Consider the following 24,043-nt stretch of genomic DNA (forward strand, 5'->3'; position numbering starts at 1 on the left):
ATGGGGACGTGAGCTCGGCCGCAACCAAGTGGGGAAGCAGCGGGCTGGCCTACTTGACCGGCCTGCCCGACGGTCCCGCCGACTTCTCCCGCGCCAACGTGCTGACCCGCGCGTGCGACGTCGCCACGGCCACCGGTGACCGGCTGGGCATCAACATCGACGCGGCGAGCCTGTTGACGGGGCGGGCCGCGATGCTCGGGCTGACCCGCGGCGGGCGGGTGTCGCCAGGCGGCGCCACCCGCTTGCTCGCCGCCCGCGATGGCTGCTGCGCGCTCACGCTCTCGCGCGCCGACGACCTCGACGCCGTGCCGGCGCTGCTGCAGGCCGATGAGGTAGCCGCCGACCCGTGGCCGGAGCTGCACCGCTGGGCCGCAACCCGTACGGTGGCCGAGATCGTCGACCGGGCCGGGCTGCTGGATATTCCGGCGGCGCGCCTGGGCGAGGTCGCGCCCGCGCCGGCGCTGATACGCGCGAATGGAGCACGGTCGGCGGCGCTGACACCGCGGGATCTGCTGGTGGCCGACCTGTCCTCGATGTGGGCCGGCCCGCTGTGCGGTCGGCTGCTGGCCCGGGCCGGCGCGACCGTCGTCAAGGTCGAAAGTCCGCGCCGCCCGGACGGCACCCGGGGCGGACACCGGGATTTCTTCGACTGGGTCAACGCCGGAAAGCTCAGCTATGAGGCCGATTTCGAGGGCCAAGCCGACGAATTGCGTGAACTGCTCGCGGTCAGCGACGTCGTCATCGAAGGCTCGCGCCCGGCGGCGCTGGTTCGCCGAGGGCTCGGCCCCGACGACGTCGCGCCGCGCGCGGGCCGAATCTGGTTGCAGATCACCGGATATGACGGCCTGCGGCCGGGATTCGGCGACGACACCGCGGTGGCCGGTGGCCTGGTCGGCACCAGCACCGAGGGGCCGGTGTTCTGCGGTGACGCCATCGCCGACCCGCTGAGCGGGCTGGAAGCCGCGCTGGCGGTGGGCGAATCGCTGAGCCGCGGCGGCGGTGAGTTGATTCGCGTTTGCATGGCCGGGGTGGCCGCGACCTACGCGGCCTTGCCGGTCGAGCCGTCGGCATCGCCTGCGCCGGTGTCGGCACCGGCGGCCCCGCCCGCACCGCATCCGGCGTCCGCGCCGGGCGCCGACAACGAGGCGGTACGCCACCTGGTTGCCCAAAGACGGTTGCTGTCATGCTGATTCAGCGAGCGACCTTGCTGGACGGCACCACGACAGACATCCGGGTGGGCGCGCTGATCGAGGAGATGGCGCCGCCGGGGGAGGGTCTGGTGCCGCGGGCGGGGGAGGGCGTGCTGTACGCAGGCGGCGGCGCCGTCCTGCCCGGGCTGCACGACCATCATGTGCACCTGCGCTCGGCGGCCTCGGCGCTGGATTCGTTTTTCGTCGGGCCGCCCGGGGTCAGCACCGAGTCGCAGCTCACTCAATTACTGGCGAACGCCACACCGGGGCCCGACGGCTGGATTCGCGCTGTGGGCTACCACGATTCGGTTGCCGGAGAACTCGACCGGGGTGCCCTCGACGCCATCGTTCCGCACGTTCCGGTGCGCATCCAGCATCGCAGTGGGGCGCTGTGGATCCTGAACTCCGAGGCGCTGGGCCGGGTCGGTCTGGCCGAACATCCCGATGGGCGGCTGCGCAGCGCCGACCGCGGCTGGTCGCTGGCGCTGCAGCGACGCGAAACCGACCTCGCCGAACTGAGCCGCCGGATCACCGCGACCGGCGTCACCGGCGTCACCGACGCAACCCCGGATCTCGATGCCGGCGACATGGCGTCGCTGACGACGGCGCACGAGCGCGGCGAGTTCCGGCCGCGGCTGAGTTTCCTGTCGCCGGGCAAAAAGATCCTGCACGACGATCGTCTGGACCTCGATGCCCTCACGGAATGGATTGCGCGGCAACATGACATCGGACAACCGGTCGCCGTGCACTGCGTGACCGCGGCCCAGCTGGTGGTGACCATCGCGGCCCTGCGCGCGGCCGGCGGCCACCCGCGGGACCGCATAGAACACGCCGCCATGGTGCCCGACGACAACCTGGCCGACCTGGCCGAGCTCGGGGTCACGGTGGTGACGCAGCCCAACTTCGTCGCCGAGCGCGGCGACCAGTACCTCGTCGAGGTGCCCGCGGCCGAGCACGATCAGCTGTGGCGCGTCGCCTGCCTGCGTGACGCGACGGTGCCCGTCGCGCTGTCCACCGACATGCCGTTCGGCCACGGCGATCCCTGGACGGCGATGCGCGCCGCGGTGCACCGCACCACGCCGCGGGGCGCCGTGCTGGGCCCGCGCGAATGTGTCTCCGCGCGTGAGGCTTTGACGATGTTTCTGGGCCGGGCGGATCAGCCCGGCCGGCCGCGCACCGTGGAAATCGGGCAGCCGGGGGACCTGTGTGTGCTGAACGAGCCGCCCACGATCGCACTGGCCGCCCTGGATGCGGGGCTGGTGGCGGCCACCGTCATCGGCGGTGAGCTGGTGTACTTCGCGATGTGAGGCGTGTCAAGCGGTAGGGGCCAGCGCCGCGCGCAGGCTGTCGCATTGGCTGGCGAAAAACCGCCGGGACACTTGGGCTTTCGGCAAAACCAGGTCGAAACCGTGGAAGGCGCCCGGAATGGTTTCGACCTGGCACGGCACCCCGGCGCCGCGGAGGCGCTCGGCGTAGGCCAGGTCTTCGTCGTGGAACAGGTCGTGGGTGCCCACACCGATCCAGGCCGGCGGCAACCCCCTGAGGTCGTCGCGGCGCCCGGGCACGGCGACCTGGGGGTCGGCGTTGCCGAGGTACGCCGCCCAGCCGAACCTGTTGCTGCGGTTGTCCCACAGCCGGTAGTTCGAGCTCGGCGCGGTGGCCGAACTGCGGTCGTCCAGCATGGGATAGGTCAGCAGCTGGAATGCCGGGCTCACCTCGGCGCGGTCGCGGGCCAGCAGGGCCAGGGCCGCCGCCAGACCACCGCCGGCGCTGGCGCCGCCGATCGCGATGCGGTAGCGGTCCACCGATGGCAACCCGGCCAACCACGTCAGCGCCGAATAGCAGTCCTCCAACGGTGTGGGATACGGATGTTCGGGCGCCAGTCGGTATTCCACCGACGCGACGGTGATGCCCAGCCGCTTGCAGAACCCGCTGCAGAGCTGGTCGTCCTGCTGGGCGGTGCCGATCACGTAGCCGCCGCCGTGGATCCACAGCAGCGCGGGCGTGGCCTCGGTGACTCCCGCGGGCCGGAACAGCCGGACGCCGGCCCCCGAATCGAGCGTGATCGCCTCGACGTCGGCGACCGGCTTGCCGAGGCGCCCCCGCCACGCGATCCCGGCCCGCATGAGCGGCAGGGTCCGGGGGCCGACGAGCCGGCGCGGGGCGAAGCGGGCAAATCGCTGCAGGTCAGGATGAACATCGTTGTTCGTCACCGGACAAGTATCACCGACGCGGAAAATCAAGGGACGGCGATGTCCATCTGCCGTGCGCGCTACGACGTCAGGAGGCTGTGTGACCGCCAACAACCCCAAGCTGGATTCGCGGTCGGTCGATACGGCCCTCGGGAACATCCGGGTTCAGGTGAGCGCGGGCACCGGGCCCGCCGTTTTGATGTGGCCCAGCCTGTTGATGACGGGCGACCTGTGGGCCGGCCAGGCCGCGCACTTCGGCGACACCCACCGCCTGGTGCTCATCGACCCGCCCGGCCACGGCGGCAGCGCGCCGCTGCGGGCGATGTTCAGCTTCACCGACTGCGCGCGCTGCGTGGTCGACCTGCTGGACGGCCTCGACATCGTCAGGGCGCACTTCGTCGGCAATTCGTGGGGCGGGATGATCGGCGGCACCTTCGCCGCGCTCTATCCCGATCGGCTCCACCGCGCGGTGCTGATGAATTGCACGGCCTCGAAAGCCGGTGCCGCGCAGAGAATGCAGTATGCGGGCCTGGTGTGGTTGGCGACGGCGCTGGGCGGGATCCGGCCGCCGCTGACGCGCTCGGCCATCCGCGCTTTCTTGGGGCCGACGACCCTGCGCAACCGTCCCGACGTGGTCGATACCGTGCGGGCCAACGTGCAGTCGGTGAACACCGATTCGGTCCGCTGGGCGGTGCGCAGCGTGGTCTCGGCGCGGCCGGACCAGCGCGCGCTGCTTGCCCGCATCACGTCCCCGGTGCTGGTGGTGGCCGGCGCGGAAGACGCCACCTTCCCGGTGGCCGAAACCCGCGTCATGGCCGACTCGATTCGGGGCTCGTCCTTCACCGTGCTCGACGGGGTCGCGCACCTCGCGGCGCTGGAGGATCCCGCGCGGGTGAACCAGCTGCTGGCCGCGTTCTTGTTCGGGTTGCGACAGTGAGGCTGCGGTAGTCGGCCAGACAATTCACCGAAATACCTCCGAAACACGGCCCACGTAACTTCGGCATCGAAGGGCCGATCGGGAGGCGACATGGGAGGTCTATATTGCGGGGCCGGCCGACTGCGCGCCGACCGGGCAACGGAGCGGTGATCGCCGATGGCGTCGGCGCCGACGAAAACGCACTGCCCGTACTGCTCGTTGCAATGCGGGATCCTGCTCGGCGTATCGGGGGGTCAGGTAGAGCTCGCGCCACAAAGCGACTTTCCGACCAATCGTGGCGGGTTGTGCGCCAAGGGCTGGACCGCAGCTGACCTGCTGGAGCATCCGGACCGGCTGACCGGCCCGCTGGTTCGCGACGAGCGTGGCTCACCGCTGCGGCGCGCGACCTGGAACGAGGCACTCGAAAGGATTGTCTCGGCATTCCAGAATGCGCAGCGCGACCACACGCCGGACGCGGTGGGTTGCTTCGGCGGTGGTGGCTTGACCAACGAAAAGGCTTATCAGCTAGGCAAGTTCGCGCGTGTCGCGCTGCGCACCTCGTCCATCGACTACAACGGCCGGTTCTGCATGTCATCGGCGGCCGCGGCGACGAACCGCTCGTTCGGTATCGATCGTGGACTGCCTTTTCCGCTGGCCGATATCGCCCAGGCCGACGTGATACTGCTGGTCGGCAGCAACCCCGCCGAGACGATGCCCCCGGCGATGCAGTTCTTCGACGAGGGCCGTGCCCGTGGCGCCAAGCATGTCGTCGTGGACCCGCGGCGCACCGCGACCGCCGCTCGCGCCGATCTGCACCTGCAGCCGGTGCCCGGCACAGACCTGGCCCTGGCCAATGGCTTACTGAATGTGGTTGCCCGCGAAGGCCTTATCGACGAGGGTTACGTTGCCGAACGCACCAGGGGGTTCGAGGCGGTGCGCCGGGCGGTACGCCTCTACTGGCCGGATAGGGTGGAGCGGATCACCGGCATCCCGGAGAATGACATCGTCGCCGCGGCGCGGATATTGGCCAAGGCCGGTCGCGCGATGATCCTGACCGCCCGCGGTGCCGAGCAGCACAGCTCCGGCACCGACACGACGCAGGCGTTCATCAACCTCGCCCTGGCGTTGGGACTTCCGGGCCGCCCGTACAGTGGTTTCGCGACCATCACGGGTCAGGGCAACGGGCAGGGCGGTCGCGAGCACGGGCAGAAGTGCGACCAGTTACCCGGGTATCGCAAGCTCGACGATCCGATTGCTCGGGCCCACATCGCACGGATATGGGGCATCAACGCCGCCGATCTGCCGTCGTCGGGTCAATCCGCGTACGAGATGCTCAGCGGCATCGGGACTTCCGGCGGGGTTCGCGCGCTGTGGGTGCTGGCATCCAACATCGCGGTGTCGGCGCCGAACTCACTGCACGTGACCGCGAAACTGAAAGAGCTGGACTTCCTGGTGGTGTCCGACATCTTCCTGTCCGAGACGGCCGCGCTGGCCGACGTGGTCCTGCCCACGACACAATGGGCCGAGGAGTCGGGGACGATGACCAACCTGGAAGGAAGGGTGATCCTGCGCCGGGCAGCGGTCGCGCCGCCCGGTGACGTACGCTCCGATCTCGACGTGATGACCGACCTGGCCAAGCGGCTTGGGGTGCAGGGCTTTTCGGCCGAACCGCAGGAGGTGTTCACGGAGCTGTGCCGGGCGAGCCAGGGCGGGAAGGCCGACTACCGCGGGATCAGCTACGACCGGATCGCGACCGACAACGGGGTCTTCTGGCCGTGCCCGTCCGCGCTGTACGCCGACACCCCGCGCCTGTTCGTCGAGGACTTCCCGACACCCGACCGGCGGGCGCACTTTTACGCAACCGAACAGCGCGCCGCCGCCGAGCCGCCGGATGACGACTACCCGTACTACCTCACGACCGGCCGGGTGTTGCGCCAATATCAATCCGGGACCCAAACCCGCCGGGTGGCAGAGCTTTCCGATGGCCAACCGGAACCGGTGGCCGAATTGCATCCCACGCTGGGCCAACGGGTCGGCATCGGCGACGGTGACAAGGTGCGCCTGACCACGCGCCGAGGCGAGGTCGTGATGACGGCCCGCATGGACAGCCGTATCCGGCCCGACACCGTCTTCGCGCCGTTCCACTGGGGCGGTACGGCGTGCATCAACCGGCTGACCAATCCGGCGCTGGACCCGCAGTCACGGATGCCGTCGTTCAAGGTTTGTGCGGTCGCGGTGTCCGCGGTCGCGAATCACGCCGAGCCGAGCATTTCAAGGGAGGGAGATTCCACGCATGGGTGACGACAGCATGCCCCGATTCCTGCAGGGCGCCTTCACGTTCGACGGCAAGGGCTACGACGCCCCGGCGCTGCTCGACGCGTCGCTGCGCTACGTGGTGCCGGCCGGGGCGATCTCCCAACCGGTCTATTTCCGCGGCGGCAACACCACCGACGAGCTGATCACCGTCGTGGTGATGCGCGACGGTGCCCCGATGCGTTACTTCCCGATCGGCGCCAAAGACGCCGTCCACGTGCCGCTGCGGGTCGTCGAGGACCTACTTGCCGACACCGTCCTCGAGGTGTTCGTCGCCGCCCCAGACGGACTGAGCGGCACGGTGTTCGTTGACATCGGCCTGGTCGAGATCTAGCCCCGACGAGGATCATTCATGACCACACTCGTTCAATCCGAGACCAACGGCCAGCGTCGGCAGGCCCCGGCCACGCTGGTGGTGGTCGGTAACGGCATGGCGGGCGCGCGGGCGCTCGAGGAAATCATCGCCCGCGGCGGCAACGAGCGGTTCTCCGTCACCGTGTTCGGCGACGAACCCTACGGCAACTACAACCGGATCTTGCTGTCCAACGTGCTTGCGGGCTCCGACGACGCCGGCGAAATCTACCTCAATCCTCTGGACTGGTACGTCGACAACGACATCGACCTGCGCGCGGGGGTGCGGGTGGTGCGCATCGATCCCTTCGCGCACCTGGTGCACGCCGACGACGGCACCACGGTGCGGTACGACAAGCTGATCCTGGCCACCGGCAGCAGGTCGTTCTTCCCGCCGATGAACGGCATCTGGCTGGACAACAAGACCCTTGCCCCCGGCGTCTTCGGCTTCCGCACGCTCGACGACTGCGCGGGCATGATCAAATTCGCCGAAGGGCAAAACCGGGCCGCCGTGATCGGGGGTGGTCTGTTGGGCTTGGAGGCCGCGAGAGGCCTGCAAAACCGGGGACTGCAGGTGGGCGTCGTGCAGGGCGGTCCCGTGCTGATGAATGCCCAACTCGACGATCAGGGTAGCGGCATCCTGCGGCGCCTGGTCGAAGCGCTGGGCATCGAAGTACACACCGGCAAGAAGACCACCAGGATGCTCACCGAAAAAGGGTTCCCGTCGGCGATCGAGTTCGACGACGGCAGCCGGCTGCCGTGCGACATGGTGGTGATGGCGGCCGGCATCCGGCCCAATGTCGGGCTGGCCGTGCGCGCCGGTTTGACGGTGGAGCGCGCCATCGTCGTGGACGACCAGATGCGGTCGGTCGACGACGACGATATCTATGTGGTGGGCGAATGCGCGCAGCACCGCGGGCAGGTCTATGGCCTGGTCGCACCGCTTTGGGAACAGGCCACCGTACTTGCCGATCATCTAACGGGAACCAATTCCCTTGCCGCATATCATGGTTCGCGCACCGCCACCAAGCTCAAGGTCGCCGGTGTAGACGTGGCGGCGATGGGCATAAAGAGCCCCGAACGTGACGAGGACGAGTTCGTGCAGTACTCCGAGCCCATGCGCGGGGTGTACAAGACCGTGGTGGTGCGCGACGACAAGTTGGTGGGGGCCACGCTCGTTGGCGACGTGAGCAAGGTGGCGTTTCTGATGCAGGCCTTCGACCGTGGCCTGCCGCTGCCGCCCGAGCGGGTGTCGCTGATGTTCGACATCGGCGGCGCGCCCGACCAAGCCACCGGCGCCGCCGAATTGTCTGACGACGCGCAAGTGTGCAACTGCAACGGCGTCAACAAGGCCACCATCGTCGGCTGCGTCAAGAACGGACAGACCTCGGTCGAGGGCGTGATGTCGGCGACCCGGGCCGGCAAAGGATGCGGGTCCTGCAAGGGCCTGGTAGCCCAGGTCGTCGAATGGGCGGCAGACGGGGCGATTTCGCAAGACGCCGAAGCCAATTGGTACGTGCCCGCAATCCCCTACGAGAAGCCGGAGCTGATGCGCAGGATCCGTGAGCTCGAGCTGCACTCGGTATCGTCGGTGTTCGCCGCGCTGGCGCCGGAGGGCCGCGAGGACGCCGGATCCAAGATGGCGCTGTCTTCGCTGCTGCACATGATGTGGGGTGACGAATTCGTCGACGAGCGCGACGGCCGGTTCATCAACGACCGGGTGCACGGCAACATTCAGCGCGACGGAACCTTTTCGGTGGTGCCCCAGCTCAAGGGCGGGGTGACCAGCGCCGAGCAACTGCGCAAGATCGCGGACGTCGCCGACAAGTATTCGATCCCGATGATCAAGCTCACCGGCGGCCAGCGCATCGATCTGCTGGGCGTGCGCAAAGAAGACCTCCCATCGGTGTGGGCCGATCTCGGCATGCCATCCGGATATGCCTACGGCAAAAGCTTTCGCACCGTGAAAACCTGTGTGGGAAGCGACTTCTGCCGCTACGGGTTGGGTGATTCGACGGCGCTGGGTATCGCGATCGAGGAGCGCTTCCAGGGAATCCCCAGTCCCGCCAAGATGAAGTTGGCGGTGACCGGTTGCCCACGCAACTGCGCCGAAGCACTGTGCAAGGACGTCGGCGTCGTAGCAATCGAAGGTGGGCAATGGCAGATCTACGTCGGCGGCGCGGCCGGTGCGCACGTCCGCAAAGGCGACCTGCTGACCACCGTTGACACCCCGCACGAGGTGATTGCATTAACCGGCCGGTTCCTGCAGTACTACCGCGAGACCGCCAACTGGCTCGAGCGCACCTACGACTTCGTGCCCCGGGTGGGCATCGATCGGATTCGGGACATTGTGGTCTTGGACAGCGACGGTATCGCCGCCGACCTGGACGCGCACATGCAGAAGTCGGTCGACTCGTACCGCGATCCCTGGAGCGGTACACGAAATCGTTTGGAGTCCAACCAGTTCCGTCCGTCGCTGCCGCTGATCCCACTGCCACAGGTGCCGGTGCGATGAGCGACGCCAATCTGGGCCCGGTGGATCAGATCCCGGTCGGGGAGGGCCGCACGTTCGTCGTCGACGGCCGGCAGATCGCAGTGTTCCGGTTGCGCGACGGTTCGATGCGCGCGCTTGACGCCGTGTGTCCTCATCGCGGCGGTCCACTCGCCGACGGGCTGGTCGACGCTCGTGTCGTCATCTGTCCGCTGCACGGTTTCACCTACGACCTGGCGTCGGGGTGCGAGGTTGCCAACGGCGGGGCGCCGGTGACCGCCTATCGGGTACACGCCGACGACGGGACGGTCCACCTGTCCGTCGACGGGAAAGTCCACGCCTGATCGCTGAACCATTCGGCTCCCGCGTGCGTGCTCCGAGGACGGTGGATTAGCCGAGCCACGATCGGGGTATCGGAGCAATGCTGGCGCACGTGCTTGCCGTCAGCTTGTTGGGGTTTGCCGGTGCGTCGCCGCAACGTCCCGCGCGGGACGGAGCGGCGACGCTCCGCCCGATCGGCCAGGACGCGAGGGACGTGAAATGCTTGGGCAACTTTACGATCGGGCACTCGGCGGGCAGCGATGTTGGATCCGTCATGAGGACGGCGAACTGCGGCCACTGCCGGCGCACCGATGGTTGGGTGTGCGATGTCCCGGTGATGGATCTGGTGACGCCTTCGACGAAGTCTTCGACGAAGCCGTCACGCAGATGTGCACCGGGCCGACGATCGAGCTGGGCTGCGGTCCGGGCCGGTTGGTGGCCAGGCTGATTCAGCGCGGCATCCCCGCGCTCGGCATCGACCGGTCGGCGACCGCGATCCAGCTGGCGGGCCGTGGCGGTGCGCCGGCCCTGTTGGGCGACGTGTTCGAGCCGCTGCCGGGAACGGGCCTGTGGCAGACGGTTCTGCTGGTCGACGGCAACGTGGGGCTCGGCGGGGACCCGCGCCGAATTCTCGGTCGCGCCTTCGAGCTGCTGGCCCGCGGTGGCCGCTGCGTCGCCGAATTCGAAGCCGAGGCCATCGGAGTCTGTTCGCGATGGGTGCGGCTGGAGGCGGCCGGCGAGGTCGGGCCCTGGTTTCGCTGGGCATCCGTGGGGGTGGACAGCGCCGCCGCCCTGGCCGCGCAGGTGGGGCTGACGCTGACCAGCGTCAGCCTCGTCGGCGGCCGCGTGATCGCCGACCTGACGGCCAGATAAGCGTGTCGTCCACAGCAAAATTCACTAAATGCAGCGAACCGCGAAAAGCGGTCCAAACAGCGCAAATACCGAACTCAGCGAGGCTTCCGGGCAAAGCGTTCTGGCCACGCTCGCCCGTTCTACGGAAACGTCAGTTTGCGAATCGTCGGGAGGGGTACAGTCCCCTGCATGACGGTGAGTGGACCGGGCATTACCGATTGCGTGAAATGGTTGCTGCGGGCCCGGCCCGGTGACTATGCGCTGGCGTTGAGTGTGGCGGGGGCTTCGCTGCCCGTCGTCGGCAAGCATCTTGAGCCCCTGGGCGGTTTGACCGCCATGGGTGTGTGGGGCGCGCGGCACGCGCCGGAGGCGATCTCCGCGGCGACCAAGGACTGGTTCACGCCCGGGATCAACGATGTCCGGCGCCGCGACCGGGAAAGCACCCAACAGGTCTCCCTCGCCGCGTTGCGCGGGGTCGTGTCGGCCGCGGACCTCGAGATCGACTGGCCGGTCGCCGAGAAGACGCCGCCGATCTGGGACGGTCTGCGTCAGCGCCGCTACCTTTACCGGCGCGCCGTCCACTACGGCGACCACCCCGACCAGGTGCTCGACGTCTGGCGGCGCAAAGACCTGCCCGCGCAGCCGGCACCGGTCCTGATCTTCCTGCCGGGCGGCGCCTGGGTGCACGGCAAGTGCATGGGCCAGGGGTCGGCGCTGATGTCCCGGCTCGCCGAGCAGGGATGGGTGTGCCTGGCGGTCAACTACCGCGTCTCGCCGCACCACCGCTGGCCGCGCCACATCGTCGACGTCAAAACCGCCATCGCGTGGGCCCGTGCCAACGTCGACAAGTTCGGCGGCGACCGCAATTTCGTTGCGATAGCCGGATGTTCGGCCGGTGGCCACCTGTGCGCGTTGGCCGGGCTGACGCCCGACGATCCACAGTTCCAGGCGAAGCTGCCCGAGGGCGCCGACACCTCGGTGGACGCGGTCGTCGGGATCTACGGCCGCTATGACTGGGAGGACCGCTCGACCCCGGAGCGCGAACGGTTCGTCGAGTTCCTGGAGCGGGTCGTGGTGAAGAAGTCGATCGCCCGCCGCCCCGAGATCTTCCACGACGCGTCCCCGATCGCGCGCGTGCACCGCAACGCGCCGCCCTTCCTGGTGATCCACGGCAGCAAGGACACCGTCATCCCGGTCGAGCAGGCGCGCAGTTTCGTCGAACGACTGCGGGCGGTGTCGCATTCGATGGTCGGCTACCTCGAATTCCCCGGGGCCGGTCACGGGTACGACCTCATCGACGGCGAGCGCGCCGGCGCCGCCGCGCACGTCGCCTCGCTGTTCCTCAACCAGATCTACCGCACCAAGACACGCGTCGGAGCAAAAGAGGTTATCTGAACCGCCGCCGCTGAGTATGGTCCCTCTATGGGCAAGGGGCAGCGGTGAAGAGGCTTAGCGGGTGGGACGCTGTACTGCTGTACAGCGAAGCGCCGAACGTGCACATGCACACCATCAAAGCGGCCGTCATCGAGCTGGACGCCGACCGCCGATCGCTGGACGTCAACGCGTTTCGCGAAGTACTCGCCGGGCGGCTGAACAAGCTCGATCCGTTCTGCTACCAGCTCGTCGAGGTCCCGTTCAGCTTCCATCACCCGATGTGGCGGGAGAACTGCGAACTCGACCTGGACTATCACATTCGCCCCTGGCGGGTCTCGCCGCCGGGGGGCCGTCGCGAACTGGACGAGGCCATCGGGCAAATCGCGAGCACGCCGCTCGATCGCAGCCGTCCGCTGTGGGAGATGTACTTCGTAGATGGCCTGGCCAACAACCGGATCGCGGTCGTCGGCAAAATCCACCACGCCCTGGCTGACGGCGTCGCGTCGGCGAACCTGCTGGCCCGCGGCATGGACCCGCAGCCGGAACCGGAGGGCAAGCCGTACATGTGCGACCCGGCTCCCACCACCCGGCAGCTCATGGCGTCGGCATTCGTCGACCACCTGCGCCACCTCGGGCGGCTGCCGCACACCATCCGCTACACCACGCAGGGTTTGGGCCGGGTGCGCCGCAGCGCACGCAAATTCTCGCCCGAACTGACCCGGCCCTTCGAACCGCCGCCGACCTTCATGAACCACAAGATCACCCCGGAACGCCGATTCGCCACCGCCACACTGGCTTTGGTCGACGTCAAGGAGACCGGCAAGCGGCTCGGGGCGACGATCAACGACATGGTGCTGGCCATGGCGTCCGGCGCGCTGCGCACCCTGCTGTTGCGGTACGACGGAAAGGCCGAGCCGCTGCTGGCGTCGGTGCCGATGAGTTTCGACTTCTCGCCCGACCGGATCTCCGGCAATCGCTTCACCGGCGTGCTGGTGGGCCTGCCGACCGATTCCGACGACCCCCTGGAGCGGGTGCGCTGCAGCCACGAGAACGCAATCGCCGCCAAGGAAAGCAACCAGCTGATGGGGCCGGAGCTGGTCAGCCGGTGGGCGGCTTACATGCCACCCGCGCCCACGCAGGCCCTGTTCCGGTGGGCGTCCGGGCGCGACGGGCACAACAAGCTCCTCAACCTGAACATCTCCAATGTGCCCGGTCCCCGGGAACGCGGCCGGGTGGGCGGCGCACTGGTCACCGAGATCTATTCGGTGGGCCCGTTGACCGCCGGCAGCGGCCTCAACATCACCGTGTGGAGTTATGTCGATCAGCTCAACATCTCGGTGCTGTCCGACGGGTCCACCCTCGAGGACCCGCACGAGTTAACCGACGCCATGGTCGCCGACTTCATCGAAATACGCAGGGCCGCAGGTCTTTCCGAGAAGCTAACGGTCGTCGAGGCCGCGATGGCTCCGGCCTGATCGGGCCAGCTCGGTAGGTGATCACCTTCGGCGGTAACCGGGATCTCGGGGGACGTTAACGCCATTTCCGACGACCGTTACCATCGGTCCGACAGGAGCTATCTGAAAGCCACCCATCCCTGAAGGAGCTGTGCGGCACGTGAGCACTGGGAACGAAGACGCCAACGAACCCGAAGTTCTGGTCGAACAACGGGATCGAATCCTCATCATCACGATCAACCGGCCGAAGGCCAAGAACGCGGTCAATTCCGCGGTGGCCAACGGCCTGGCCGCCGCCGTTGATCGGCTCGACAACGAGACCGGCCTCTCGGTGGGCATCCTCACCGGGGCGGGCGGCTCGTTCTGCGCGGGTATGGATCTCAAAGCCTTCGCCCGCGGCGAACTCCCCATCGTCGAGGGCCGCGGCATGGGCTTCACCGAGCGTCCTCCGGTCAAGCCGCTGATCGCGGCGGTCGAGGGCTACGCGCTGGCCGGCGGCACCGAGCTGGCGCTGGCCACCGACCTCATCGTGGCCTCCAAGGACTCGGCGTTCGGCATTCCGGAGGTCAAGCGTGGACTGGTCGCCGGCGGCGGCGGCCTGCTGCGGCTACCGCAGCGCATCCCGTCCGCGATCGCCATGGAATTGGCACTGACCGGTGAAAACCTGAGCGCCGAGCGCGCGCACGCGCTGGGCATGGTCAACGTGCTGGCCGAACCGGGCACCGCGCTGGACGCCGCGATCGAGCTGGCCGAAAAGATCGCGGCGAACGGGCCGCTCGCGGTTGCCGCCACCAAGCGGATCATCGTGGAGTCCCGCGGCTGGAGCCCCGAGGAGATGTTCGCCGAGCAGAACAAGCTGCTGACTCCGGTGTTCTCCTCCAACGACGCCAAGGAAGGCGCCATCGCCTTCGCGGAGAAGCGCCCGCCCAAGTGGACGGGCACTTAATCGGTCAGATAGCGCTGCAGCGTCGGCCCCAGCCAGTCGACCAGGTCCTCGGCGGTCGTCGACGCGAGTGGCTCTATCTTCAGCTGGTAGCGCGCGAAAGCGAGCCCGGCCAGGTGGCTGGCCACCAGCTCGACCCGTAGCTCGGCATCGGCCACCCCTAATTCCGCCGCGACCCGCTTGGCGATTGGGCCGGCGAGGCTGTCGTGCAACACCTTTCGCGCCTCGGGGTGGATCGCCGCGGAACGCCACAGCGTCAGGAACGGCTCGAAGACGGCGCCTTCCTCCCAGTGCTCGAGGAAGCGCCGCACCAGCCTTTCGCCGATCCGTTCGGTCCCCTCGTCGAGCAGCGTGGCCAGCTGGTGCAACGGGTGCTCGGGACCGGTCAGCGTGGACGCGGTGAACAGGCCTTCCTTGTTGCCGAAAAAGTAGTAGACCATCGCGACGTCCACACCGGCGTCGGCCGCGATCGCGCGGACGGTGGCCCGCTCGTACCCGTCGCGCATGAAGCGTTCGCGCGCCGCATCGATGATGCGCTGTCTGTTCAGTTGACCGGTGCGCCACCGGCCGGCGCGTCGCGCTGCTGGCATGCGCGCCAGAATACTTCAACAAGCGTTGGCGAATGCCGCCACGCGGCGTACGTTAGTTGTTGAACGGAGGTTGAAGTATTCGACGAAGGAGGTCTTCCATGGTGACGAGCACGCGGCGACAGCTTTGGTGGCGACACCTGATGTCTGTCCTGCTGTTCCCCGTGACGGTGACGCTCGTGGTGCCGGCCCTGATCGTCGGCCCGGCAGGCGTGCGCGTGCCGCACCTGGATGCCGCGCTGACGGTCGGGCTAATCACGGTCGGCTGCTTACTGATCGCCGCCGGCGTGACCCTGATGATCTGGACGAACGTGCTGTTTGACCGAGTGGGCGAGGGGACGCTCGGGCTGGGCAATGTGATGGGAGAGCCGGTCCATCTGGTTGTGCGAGGCCCCTACCGGCACGTCCGGAACCCGATGATCACCGGCGTGCTGTGCATCCTGCTCGGCGAGGCGGCCATCACCGCGTCGGGCTCGCTATTGCTTTGGTTCGCAATCTTTTTCACATTCCAGGCGATCGCCATTCGGTTTTGGGAGGAGCCCCATCTCACCGAGCGCTATGGCGGTGAATACGTCGACTATCAAGGCAACGTGCCACGCTGGATCCCGCGAGTCTCGGCCTGGGATCCGCCCGCCCGTTGCTGAGGCGGTGGCGGAGCGCCCAGCACCGATGCAATTCGGTTTTCTTGTCCCACCCCTACCGACGGGGCTCAGCGGCCATGTCATCGGCGCCGACGGACCCGCCGTGACCAGGGCGCCCGTCGCACGGCAAGCTCGGCATCAGGGGACGACCCGGCTGAGTTACACTGCAGACGAGATTTGTAAAGGGCCGGGATCCAGAAAGATCGAGGATGAGCATTTCGTTGCTGCTGGAGATGGCCGCATCGGGCAACGCCGAGCGCACGGCGGTGGTGTCCGGAGACTTGCGGCTGACAACACAACAGCTCAGCGATCTCGCTGACGGCGGTGCGGGGGTGATCGCCGGGTCGAACGCCGAGCACGTTGCCTATGTGGGCACCGGCGGCGCGATGCTTCCGGTGCTGATCTTTGCCGCCGCGCGCGCCGGGGTGGCATTCACGCCGATCAATTACCGGCTCTCCGCCGAGGGGATCCAGGCACTGATCGAGCGGCTCCCCGAACCGTTGGTGATCGTCGACAGCCGCTACCGCGACGCGGTCGGCGACGTGTCGGACCGGGTGATGGTCTCCGACGATTTTTTGGCGGCCGCGCGCACCGCCGAGCCGGCCGCCGAGTTCCCCGACCCGGACTCCGTCGCGATCGTGTTGTTCACCTCGGGCACCACGTCGCAGCCCAAGGCCGTCGAACTCTCGCACAACAACCTGACCAGTTACGTCACCGGGACCGTCGAATTCGGGTCGGCTGAAGACACCGACGCCGCCCTGATCTGCGTGCCGCCGTATCACATCGCCGGGGTCAGCGCCGCGCTGTCGAATCTGTATGCCGGCCGCAAGATGGTGTACCTGCCGAATTTCGATGCGCAGGAATGGGTTCGGCTGATCAACGCCGAGAACGTCACCACCGCGACGGTGGTGCCGACCATGCTGGATCGCATCGTCACCGTGCTGGAGAACGGCGACGGCGCGGCCATCGAGCTGCCGTCGCTGCGCAACCTGGCCTACGGCGGCTCCAAGGTCGGGCTGCCGCTGGTCCGCCGCGCGCTCGAGCTGCTGCCGAACGTGGGCTTCGTCAACGCCTACGGCCTGACCGAGACCAGCTCGACGATCGCGGTGCTGACACCCGACGACCACCGCGCGGCGCAGGCGGGGGCGACCACCGACGTCGCCCGCCGGCTGGGATCGGTCGGCCAGGCGGTGGCGGGCATCGAGCTGCAGATCCGCGACGAGGCCGGCAATGTGCTGCCGCCGGGTGAGACCGGCGAGCTGTTCGTGCGGGGCGAGCAGGTGTCGGGCCGCTACACCGGGATCGGTTCGGTGCTCGACGAAAACGGTTGGTTCCCCACCAAGGACATCGCCATGCTCGACGACGAGGGCTACCTGTTCATCGGCGGGCGCAGCGATGACACCATCATCCGCGGCGGCGAGAACATCGCGCCCGCCGAGCTGGAAGAGGTCCTGGTCGAGCATCCCCACGTGCGGGACGTCGCCGTGGTCGGTGTCGAGGATCCGCAGTGGGGTCAGGCGATCGTCGCGGTGGTGGTGCCGGCAGCGGGCGTGGACCCCGACCCCGAAGAATTGCGGGAATTCGTCCGCAAGAGTTTGCGCGGTTCGCGCACTCCCGACGAGGTAGTGTTTCGCGACGAGCTGCCCACCACCGCGACCGGCAAGGTCCTGCGGCGGGAGATCATCCAGACCCTCACCGGATTGCGCGCCGCACCGGCCCAGCAGTAAGCGATCAAGGACGGAAATCAATGATCAAGAACGGAACTCGTCTCGCCAGCCAGGTCTGTGACACACAGGTGATCGTCGTCAGGAGTGCCGACAGCCTGGACGACCTGCAGTGTGGCGGTGCGCCGATGGTGCCGGTCGGGGGCGAGCGGTCGGGCGAACTGGACCCGGCATTCGCCGACGGCACGGTCATGGGCAAGCGCTACGTCGACGACGCCGGTGCCGAGGTGCTGGTGACCAAGCCGGGCGCGGGGAGCCTGAGCATCGGGCAGACCGCCCTGCAGCTCAAAGAGGTCAAGCCGCTACCGGCCAGCGACTGAGCGGGTCACTGCTGCTTGCCCGGGATCTTGTTCCGGGCCACGAATTCCTTTGCCTTGATCAGGAATTCGAGCTGCTCGCCCACCTGGTGTAGCGGGTCCGCGTTGCGGGTGGAGCGGGAGAGCACGACGGCGCCCTCCAGCGCGGCGATCGACATCACGGCCAGCGACGCGGCGTCGGCGTGGTCGAAGCCGTCGTTGATGAATGCCCGGGTGAGCGCGGTGCACCAGCGGCCCAGGATGGCGCCGGCCTCGGCGGACAGTTTGGGGCCGTCGTCATCCGAACAGCCGATCGCGGCGGCCACGACCGGGCAGCCGGCGGTGAATTCTCCGTCGGTGAGCAGCCGCTCCCAGAATCCGACGAACTCCTGCAACAACACCCGGGCGCCCCGTCCGGCGGCGTCGTCGATCATGGCGGTGATGGAGTCGCCCGAGTAACGCAGCGCTTCGGTCAGGATCTGGTTGCGCCCGTCGGGAAAGTGGTAGTACACCGAGCCGCGGGGGGCGCCGCTGCGGGCGAGCACCGCGTCGATGGTGACACCCGCCGCGCCGCGTTCGCGCATCACCTCGGCGGCGCTGGCCAGCATCTTGGTCCGGGTGCCCATGCGTTTCGCCGGGGCTTGCTCCGGCGCTGCCTTACCGATCGTCGGCACTGACGTACCTCCCGTAGCCGGGGTCATGCAGCGTGCGAGTGCCGCAACGCCGGCCAGTGCATATGACGTGGGCTGAAGCGGAATGTGCGGCGCCGCAAGTCTGGCATCTCGCGGGTGAATTGATAGCCGGCGACGTTGAGCTCGATGATCCACATGGTGTTCTCCCGGCCTATGGATGGCCCTTGATTATGCTATGAACCATATAAGACATCCGTAAATTAAGCAATTTCTCAGGCGAAGTGTGACGTACGCCGCATAAATCGCCCGCGGATGCGGCCGAGGTCCGCACTTACGGTGCTGCAAACGCCGGAAAATTATGCTCTATCGCATAATCCTTACGATTCCGCTTCACTGGGCGGATTGGCCAACAGCCCCGAGCCTCCGCCGCTGCGGTCATACCGCTACCAGTCAAACGCCGAACGTGCACTCACGGCGAAAAATCGGCAGAAATTTCGCCCTGAGTGCACGCTCGGCGCGCGCGTAGCGCTAGCTCTCGACGGTGTAGCCCATCGGCATCAGCACGCTCTTCTGCTGCGTGAAGTGCTCGACACCCTCCGGCCCGTTCTCGCGGCCGATGCCGGAGTTCTTGTAGCCGCCGAACGGGCAGCACGGGTCGAAGGCGTACCAGTTGATGGCGTAGGTGCCGGTGCGGATCTTCTCCGAGATCTCGATGCCCCTGGGGATGTCGGTGGTCCACACGCTGCCGGCCAGGCCGTAGGCGGAGTCGTTGGCGATCTTGATCGCGTCCTCTTCGGTGTCGAACGGGATGATGCTCAGCACCGGCCCGAAGATCTCCTCCTGGGCGATCGTCATCTTGTTGTCGACATCGGCGAAAACCGTGGGCTGGACGAAGAATCCGTTGTCCAGGCCCTCGGGACGCCCGCCGCCGCACACCAACCGGGCGCCTTCCTCGATGCCCTTGGCGATGTAGCCCTCGACCCGGGCACGCTGCTTCTCCGAGATCAGCGAGCCGATCTGGGCGGCCGGGTCCGACGGCGGTCCGACCGGCAGAGCCTGCACGAATTCGCTTACGGCGTTGACGATTTCGTCGTACCGCGAGCGAGGAGCCAGGATGCGGGTCTGGCCTACGCAGGCCTGCCCGGTGTTCATGATCCCGGAGAACACCAGCATCGGGATCGCCGAGGCCAGGTCGACGTCCTCGAGGATGATGGCCGCCGACTTACCGCCGAGCTCGAGCGTGCACGGCTTGAGCATTTCCGCGGCGCGCCGGCCGATCTCCTTGCCGACGCCGGAGCTACCGGTGAACGTGAACAGGTCGACGTCCGGGTTGGAGGTCAGCGCCTGGCCGGTCTCGATGCCGCCGGGCACCACCGAGAGCACGCCCTCGGGCAGGCCGGCCTCGGCGAAGATGTCCGCCAAAGCGTTTGTGGTCAAGGGGGTTTCGGCGGCCGGCTTGAGCACCACGGTGCAGCCGGCCAGCAGCGCCGGCCCGAGCTTGTTGACCGCCAGGAACAGTGGCACGTTCCAGGCGACGATCGCACCGACCACGCCGATCGGCTCGCGGTGCACGATGGTCTGGCCGTAGGAGCCGTTGCGGATCTCGCGCCACTTGACCTGATCGACGGCCGGGCCGGCGAAGAAGTTCATCGCGCCCATCGAGCCCATCCAGTGCATCGTCTCGATCGTGGTCGGCGGCTGGCCGGTCTCCCCGGCGAGCAGCGCGCTGAGCAGTTCCTTGCGCTCCTCCATCAGCTTGACCGCATTGGCGATCACGGCCGCGCGTTCTTTCGGCGGCGTCGTGGGCCAGGGGCCGTTGTCGAAGGCGGCGCGCGCCGCGGCGACCGCGGCGTCGACGTCCGCGGCCGCCGCCAGCGGTGCCTTGCCGAAGTACTCGCCGGTGGCCGGACAGCGCACCTCGATCACCTCAGAGGTCGACGGCTCCGTCCACTTGCCGCCGATGAAAAGCTTGTCGTATTCGGTCTTGATGTCGCCCATGGCGCCACCCTACCCAAGCCGACGCAAAACGAGAACACGTTTCACTATTGGGGTTGCAGGACCAGCACCAGATTGCTCACCAGGAACTCGCGCAGGATCGGCACACGGGTCAGCCACCACGACCATCGCGGGTGGTAGCGGGGAAATACGGCCACCAGCGCCCCGGTGTTCTCGGCCCAGCTCAGGCCCGCTGCGGCCGACACGGCGAACAACGACGACCCGTAGTCGTTCTTCGCGCGGTGACCGTGTTTGCGCGCATAGCGGTCGGCGGCGCGGGCACCGCCGAGGTAGTGCGTCAGGCCCGTCTCGTGCCCGCCGAAGGGGCCCAGCCACACGGTGTAGGACAGCACGGCCAGCCCGCCCGGCCTGGTGACCCGCAGCATCTCGGCGCCGAGCTGCCAGGGTCGCGGCACGTGCTCGGCGACGTTGGAGGACAGGCAGATGTCCACGGAGTCGTTCGCGAACGGCAGCGCCATTCCCGAGGCGCGCACGAAGGTCCCGGTCCCGTCGGCAACGGTGGGCCCGGCGGCGTGCATCTCGCCGGGGTCGGGTTCGACCCCGACATAGTGGACGCCGGCCGCGGTGAAGGCCGTCGCGAAATAACCCGGCCCGCCGCCGACGTCGAGCAGCGTGCGGCCGGAAAGGGGCTCCCCGTGGGTGGCCCGCCACAGGTCGCTCACCATGGCCGCGGTGTCGGCCGCCAGGGCGCCGTAAAAGCGGGCCGGATCCGGCTGCTCGTAGCGAAATTCCGATAGCAGCCGCACCGAGCGGGCCAGCGTCGCCCGGCGCGCGAAGATCTCGGTGGCCGCCACCGGCCACACCCTACGGATGTGTAGCGCTGCCCGGTGCACATCATCGCCGGTTAGGCTGACGACCGATGTCTTCCGTGCGCTCCGTGCTGCTGCTGTGCTGGCGCGATACCGGGCACCCGCAGGGCGGTGGCAGCGAAGCCTATCTGCAGCGCATCGGTGCGCAGCTGGCCGCATCGGGAATCGCCGTCACGCTGCGCACCGCCCGCTATGCCGGCGCGGCGCGCCGCGAGGTTGTCGACGGCGTGCGGATCACTCGGGCCGGGGGCCGCTACACGGTGTACATCTTCGCGCTGTTGGCGATGGCCGCGGCCCGGCTCGGGGTCGGGCCGCTGCGAAAAGTGCGGCCCGACGTGGTCATCGACACCCAGAACGGCCTGCCCTTCCTGGCCCGGTTGGTCTACGGCCGCCGGGTGGTGGTTCTGGTGCATCACTGCCACCGCGAGCAGTGGCCGGTGGCCGGGCCGGTGCTCGGCAGGCTCGGCTGGTTCGTCGAGTCGACGCTCTCGCCGCGGGTGAACCGGCACAACCAGTACGTCACGGTGTCGCTGCCGTCCGCGCGCGACCTGGTGACCCTGGGCGTCGACGGCGGCCAGATCGCGGTGGTGCGCAACGGCCTCGACCGGGCGCCGGCGCAGTCATTGTCGGGCCCGCGCTCGGCCGCGCCGCGGGTGGTGGTGCTGTCACGGCTGGTACCGCACAAACAGATCGAGGACGCCCTCGAGGCGGTTGCGCGGCTGCTGCCGCGGACACCGGGCCTGCACCTGGACATCGTCGGTGACGGGTGGTGGCGCGAGCGGCTCTTCGAACACGTGCAGCGGCTCGGCATCGGTTCGGCGGTGACGTTTCACGGTCACGTCGACGACGTGACCAAACATCATGTCCTGCAAGGGGCCTGGGTGCACCTGATGCCGTCGCGCAAGGAGGGCTGGGGGCTGGCCGTCGTCGAAGCCGCCCAGCACCGCGTGCCGACCATCGGCTACCGATCCTCGGGCGGCCTGTCGGACTCGATCGTCGACGAGGTGACCGGGATCCTGGTGGACAGCCACGCCGAGCTGGTGGATCGGCTCGAAGAAGTGCTCGCCGATCCGGTGCTGCGCGAGCAACTCGGCGCCAAGGCGCACACCCGCAGCGGTGAATTCTCCTGGACGCAAAGCGCCGACGCGATGTGCGCCGTGCTTGAAGCGGTGCAAGCCGGCCGCACGGTCAGCGGGCTAGTCACCGGGCGGGGCTGAGCGGGCGCGGCGTCGCCACGCACCGATCACCGCGCCGGCGCCGCCGCCGATCAGCACCGCCAGCCACGCCAGATGCGCGATGATCGTCGCCGTCCGCCGCCCGGCGGCCACCCCGGCGGTGTGCCCGCCGATCCGGTACAGCGCGATCTCGTGGTCCCGATAGACCGGGTCCAGCGCGCCCAGGGTGCGTGCGGCCGCCCCCATGTCGCCGGCGCTGTCGGATTCGACCACCACCCAGCCCACCCCGGCCGCGGCCAGTGCCGCGGGATCGGGCCCGGACAGCAGGAGCTGCTGCACCGCTCGGGCGTGCGCGCCTTCCCCTGCGATCGTGGTCCCCGAGATCACCAAGTCACCGGTGCTCAGCACGTCGGCGCGCACCCAGCGCGGCAGCGGGTCCAGCACCGGTGCGGGGCCCGACCAGGAGAACAGGCGCATGGTGCCGGCGGGCAGCACCGCAATCGTTCCTGGATCTCCGGCCGGTTCGTTGATCGCCGCGGCGACGGCGGTCCAGCCGCGCGGATAGCGCACCGGCGCCACCTTGCCGAACACGCCCCAGACCAGGTCGGGCAGCGCCAGCAGCAGCACCAGGCAGCAGACCAGCGCCGGGACCGCGGTTCCCGACAGTCGTAGCCACCGGCGCAGCGTCACCGCCGCACCGGCCCCCGCCAGCGCGTAGCCCGGCATCGCCAGCGCCACCCACTTCTGCCCGTCGCGCAGCACACCGAAGCCGGGCACGGCGTCGACCACCGCGCTCAACAGCGCCACGCCCGGGCCGGTTGCCAGCGCCGCCGGGACGACCACGGACACGGCCGCCAGCACCAGAAGTGGCACCACCACCGGGCGCCGGGCGACCGTCGGCAGGCCCACCGCAACGACACCGAGCAGCACAGCGGCCGAGCACACCGCGAAAAGCGTGGTGCGCGAACCGGGTACGGCGTCGCCGTTCCAGATGCCGCCGAGGCTGGCCAGGCTGGCCAGCGTGCCCAGCCCGGGCTCGGCGCGAGGCGCGAACGCCTCGACCCCCAGCCGGTTGGCCGCCGTGTGGGCGGTCAGCGACGAACCCATCACCGACGCCGTCAGCCACGGCAGGGCCGCCACCAGCGCGGCGCCCAACGCGGCCGCGGCGCACCACCTGCGCGGTGTACCGGTGCCCGGCACCGCGACGCAGACCAGCGCCACCGTCGCGGCCAGTAACAGCCCGGTCGGGGTCAACCCGGCCAGCGCGATCCAGAAGGCCAGCCCGAAAAACGCGAACCGGCCGGCCTTGGAGACCCGAGCCGTCCGCAGCGTCAGCATGCCCGCGGCCACCCAGGGCAGGCACCCGTAGCCGACCAGCAGGCTCCAATGACCCTGCAGAAGCCGTTCCGCGACATAGGGATTCCAGATCGCGACGGTGGTGGCGACGAACTGGCCCGGGGCGCCCGCGCACGGCAGCGAGACGGCGACCAGGCGGGCCGCGCCCCATCCAGCCAGCCACAACCCGAGGACCAGCAGGGTCTTCACCACCACGCCGCCGTCGACCAGATGGGAGGCCAGCGCCACCGCGAAGTCCTGGGGGGTAGCGCGCGGCGCCGACGTCAGCCCCAGCGCGGTGTCGGACACATAGGACCGCGGCGTCGACACCGCGTCGCGCAGCAGCAGGTATCCGGGCGCCAGGAGCGGCCCGACCACCAGCAGCGCCAAGACCAGTGCGTACCCGGATCGGGCCCAGCGCACGGTTAACG

The 24,043-nt window shown here is 68.6% G+C and carries 21 protein-coding genes; 15 read left to right on the forward strand and 6 right to left on the reverse strand.

What is annotated here, in order from left to right; all coding sequences use genetic code 11:
- Window positions 1-8 precede the first annotated feature (8 nt).
- Together ACZYVJ_RS16475 and ACZYVJ_RS16480 are read left to right on the forward strand one after the other, a co-directional pair.
- Window positions 9-1,190, forward strand: a complete 1,182-nt coding sequence (locus tag ACZYVJ_RS16475) for a CoA transferase (protein ID WP_463832003.1) — start codon at window positions 9-11, stop codon at window positions 1,188-1,190.
- Complete coding sequence (locus ACZYVJ_RS16480) at window positions 1,184-2,497, forward strand: amidohydrolase family protein (RefSeq protein WP_463832004.1); 1,314 nt, start codon at window positions 1,184-1,186, stop codon at window positions 2,495-2,497. The genes ACZYVJ_RS16475 and ACZYVJ_RS16480 overlap by 7 nt, the downstream gene beginning before the upstream one ends.
- Window positions 2,498-2,503: 6 nt before the next feature.
- Here the strand turns inward: ACZYVJ_RS16480 and ACZYVJ_RS16485 are convergent, their stop codons facing one another.
- Window positions 2,504-3,403 (reverse strand): alpha/beta hydrolase, encoded by a 900-nt coding sequence (locus ACZYVJ_RS16485; RefSeq protein WP_463832005.1) that lies wholly within the window; start codon window positions 3,401-3,403, stop codon window positions 2,504-2,506.
- Window positions 3,404-3,581: 178 nt separating this feature from the next.
- Between ACZYVJ_RS16485 and ACZYVJ_RS16490 the strand changes: the two genes are divergently transcribed.
- From ACZYVJ_RS16490 to ACZYVJ_RS16530, 9 genes are all read left to right on the forward strand, one after another.
- Window positions 3,582-4,319 carry an alpha/beta fold hydrolase gene (locus tag ACZYVJ_RS16490; RefSeq protein ID WP_463833021.1) on the forward strand — a complete coding sequence of 246 codons (738 nt, stop codon included), beginning with the start codon at window positions 3,582-3,584 and terminating at the stop codon, window positions 4,317-4,319.
- A gap of 156 nt (window positions 4,320-4,475) precedes the next feature.
- Window positions 4,476-6,599: a molybdopterin oxidoreductase family protein gene (locus ACZYVJ_RS16495; RefSeq protein WP_463832006.1), complete on the forward strand. Its 2,124-nt coding sequence runs from the start codon at window positions 4,476-4,478 to the stop codon at window positions 6,597-6,599.
- Window positions 6,592-6,945: a molybdopterin oxidoreductase gene (locus tag ACZYVJ_RS16500; protein WP_463832007.1), complete on the forward strand. Its 354-nt coding sequence runs from the start codon at window positions 6,592-6,594 to the stop codon at window positions 6,943-6,945. Before ACZYVJ_RS16495 ends, ACZYVJ_RS16500 begins: the two co-directional genes overlap by 8 nt.
- An 18-nt stretch (window positions 6,946-6,963) precedes the next feature.
- A complete protein-coding gene (nirB, locus tag ACZYVJ_RS16505) occupies window positions 6,964-9,477 on the forward strand; it encodes a nitrite reductase large subunit NirB (RefSeq protein WP_463832008.1) in 2,514 nt (837 codons plus the stop codon).
- Complete coding sequence (locus ACZYVJ_RS16510) at window positions 9,474-9,797, forward strand: Rieske (2Fe-2S) protein (RefSeq protein WP_463832009.1); 324 nt, start codon at window positions 9,474-9,476, stop codon at window positions 9,795-9,797. The genes nirB and ACZYVJ_RS16510 overlap by 4 nt, the downstream gene beginning before the upstream one ends.
- Before the next feature lie 196 nt (window positions 9,798-9,993).
- Window positions 9,994-10,647 carry a class I SAM-dependent methyltransferase gene (locus tag ACZYVJ_RS16515; RefSeq protein WP_463832010.1) on the forward strand — a complete coding sequence of 218 codons (654 nt, stop codon included), beginning with the start codon at window positions 9,994-9,996 and terminating at the stop codon, window positions 10,645-10,647.
- 168 nt (window positions 10,648-10,815) lie between these two features.
- Window positions 10,816-12,021 (forward strand): alpha/beta hydrolase fold domain-containing protein, encoded by a 1,206-nt coding sequence (locus ACZYVJ_RS16520; RefSeq protein WP_463832011.1) that lies wholly within the window; start codon window positions 10,816-10,818, stop codon window positions 12,019-12,021.
- Window positions 12,022-12,065: 44 nt separating this feature from the next.
- Entirely contained in the window at window positions 12,066-13,475 is a 1,410-nt protein-coding gene (locus ACZYVJ_RS16525; RefSeq protein WP_463832012.1) for a WS/DGAT/MGAT family O-acyltransferase, read from the forward strand.
- A 139-nt stretch (window positions 13,476-13,614) separates the two neighbouring features.
- On the forward strand, window positions 13,615-14,400 hold the full coding sequence (locus ACZYVJ_RS16530; RefSeq protein WP_463832013.1) for a crotonase/enoyl-CoA hydratase family protein: 786 nt from the start codon (window positions 13,615-13,617) through the stop codon (window positions 14,398-14,400).
- Here ACZYVJ_RS16530 and ACZYVJ_RS16535 read toward each other — a convergent pair.
- Window positions 14,397-14,987, reverse strand: a complete 591-nt coding sequence (locus ACZYVJ_RS16535) for a TetR/AcrR family transcriptional regulator (protein WP_463832014.1) — start codon at window positions 14,985-14,987, stop codon at window positions 14,397-14,399. The genes ACZYVJ_RS16530 and ACZYVJ_RS16535 overlap by 4 nt on opposite strands.
- Window positions 14,988-15,085: 98 nt before the next feature.
- On the opposite strand from ACZYVJ_RS16535, the gene ACZYVJ_RS16540 reads away from it, so the two are divergent.
- The 3 genes from ACZYVJ_RS16540 to ACZYVJ_RS16550 all read left to right on the forward strand — a co-directional run bounded on the left by ACZYVJ_RS16540 (window position 15,086) and on the right by ACZYVJ_RS16550 (window position 17,669).
- Window positions 15,086-15,628 carry a methyltransferase family protein gene (locus tag ACZYVJ_RS16540; protein ID WP_463832015.1) on the forward strand — a complete coding sequence of 181 codons (543 nt, stop codon included), beginning with the start codon at window positions 15,086-15,088 and terminating at the stop codon, window positions 15,626-15,628.
- 206 nt (window positions 15,629-15,834) lie between these two features.
- Complete coding sequence (locus ACZYVJ_RS16545; protein ID WP_463832016.1) at window positions 15,835-17,352, forward strand: class I adenylate-forming enzyme family protein; 1,518 nt, start codon at window positions 15,835-15,837, stop codon at window positions 17,350-17,352.
- 20 nt (window positions 17,353-17,372) lie between these two features.
- Window positions 17,373-17,669, forward strand: a complete 297-nt coding sequence (locus tag ACZYVJ_RS16550) for a hypothetical protein (protein ID WP_463832017.1) — start codon at window positions 17,373-17,375, stop codon at window positions 17,667-17,669.
- A 5-nt stretch (window positions 17,670-17,674) separates the two neighbouring features.
- On the opposite strand, the gene ACZYVJ_RS16555 is transcribed toward ACZYVJ_RS16550, so the two are convergent.
- The 3 genes from ACZYVJ_RS16555 to ACZYVJ_RS16565 all read right to left on the reverse strand — a co-directional run bounded on the left by ACZYVJ_RS16555 (window position 17,675) and on the right by ACZYVJ_RS16565 (window position 21,087).
- A complete protein-coding gene (locus ACZYVJ_RS16555; RefSeq protein ID WP_463833022.1) occupies window positions 17,675-18,271 on the reverse strand; it encodes a TetR/AcrR family transcriptional regulator in 597 nt (198 codons plus the stop codon).
- 534 nt (window positions 18,272-18,805) lie between these two features.
- Window positions 18,806-20,275 (reverse strand): aldehyde dehydrogenase, encoded by a 1,470-nt coding sequence (locus ACZYVJ_RS16560; protein ID WP_463832018.1) that lies wholly within the window; start codon window positions 20,273-20,275, stop codon window positions 18,806-18,808.
- A gap of 44 nt (window positions 20,276-20,319) precedes the next feature.
- Window positions 20,320-21,087, reverse strand: coding sequence for a class I SAM-dependent methyltransferase (locus tag ACZYVJ_RS16565; protein WP_463832019.1), 768 nt, complete (start codon window positions 21,085-21,087; stop codon window positions 20,320-20,322).
- Between the two features lie 65 nt (window positions 21,088-21,152).
- Here ACZYVJ_RS16565 and ACZYVJ_RS16570 point away from each other — a divergent pair, with 65 nt between their 5' ends.
- The gene (locus ACZYVJ_RS16570; protein WP_463832020.1) at window positions 21,153-22,319 is read left to right on the forward strand and encodes a glycosyltransferase family 4 protein; all 1,167 of its coding nucleotides are present in this window, start codon (window positions 21,153-21,155) and stop codon (window positions 22,317-22,319) included.
- On the opposite strand, the gene ACZYVJ_RS16575 is transcribed toward ACZYVJ_RS16570, so the two are convergent.
- Window positions 22,299-24,035, reverse strand: coding sequence for an MmpA family trehalose lipid delivery protein (locus tag ACZYVJ_RS16575; protein WP_463832021.1), 1,737 nt, complete (start codon window positions 24,033-24,035; stop codon window positions 22,299-22,301). The two genes, ACZYVJ_RS16570 and ACZYVJ_RS16575, sit on opposite strands and share 21 nt — an antisense overlap.
- Window positions 24,036-24,043 lie beyond the last annotated feature (8 nt).

The sequence above is a fragment of the Mycobacterium sp. IDUB_3 genome (assembly GCF_055419585.1).

Coding starts and splice junctions, on each gene's coding strand:
- ACZYVJ_RS16480 (WP_463832004.1), top strand. CDS start 1,184: ATGCTGATTCAGCGAGCGACCTTGCTGGACGGCACCACGACAGACATC.
- ACZYVJ_RS16490 (WP_463833021.1), top strand. CDS start 3,582: ATGTGGCCCAGCCTGTTGATGACGGGCGACCTGTGGGCCGGCCAGGCC.
- ACZYVJ_RS16495 (WP_463832006.1), top strand. CDS start 4,476: ATGGCGTCGGCGCCGACGAAAACGCACTGCCCGTACTGCTCGTTGCAA.
- ACZYVJ_RS16500 (WP_463832007.1), top strand. CDS start 6,592: ATGGGTGACGACAGCATGCCCCGATTCCTGCAGGGCGCCTTCACGTTC.
- nirB (WP_463832008.1), top strand. CDS start 6,964: ATGACCACACTCGTTCAATCCGAGACCAACGGCCAGCGTCGGCAGGCC.
- ACZYVJ_RS16510 (WP_463832009.1), top strand. CDS start 9,474: ATGAGCGACGCCAATCTGGGCCCGGTGGATCAGATCCCGGTCGGGGAG.
- ACZYVJ_RS16515 (WP_463832010.1), top strand. CDS start 9,994: ATGCTTGGGCAACTTTACGATCGGGCACTCGGCGGGCAGCGATGTTGG.
- ACZYVJ_RS16520 (WP_463832011.1), top strand. CDS start 10,816: ATGACGGTGAGTGGACCGGGCATTACCGATTGCGTGAAATGGTTGCTG.
- ACZYVJ_RS16535 (WP_463832014.1), bottom strand. CDS start 14,987: ATGCCAGCAGCGCGACGCGCCGGCCGGTGGCGCACCGGTCAACTGAAC.
- ACZYVJ_RS16540 (WP_463832015.1), top strand. CDS start 15,086: ATGGTGACGAGCACGCGGCGACAGCTTTGGTGGCGACACCTGATGTCT.
- ACZYVJ_RS16545 (WP_463832016.1), top strand. CDS start 15,835: ATGAGCATTTCGTTGCTGCTGGAGATGGCCGCATCGGGCAACGCCGAG.
- ACZYVJ_RS16550 (WP_463832017.1), top strand. CDS start 17,373: ATGATCAAGAACGGAACTCGTCTCGCCAGCCAGGTCTGTGACACACAG.
- ACZYVJ_RS16555 (WP_463833022.1), bottom strand. CDS start 18,271: ATGGGCACCCGGACCAAGATGCTGGCCAGCGCCGCCGAGGTGATGCGC.
- ACZYVJ_RS16560 (WP_463832018.1), bottom strand. CDS start 20,275: ATGGGCGACATCAAGACCGAATACGACAAGCTTTTCATCGGCGGCAAG.
- ACZYVJ_RS16570 (WP_463832020.1), top strand. CDS start 21,153: ATGTCTTCCGTGCGCTCCGTGCTGCTGCTGTGCTGGCGCGATACCGGG.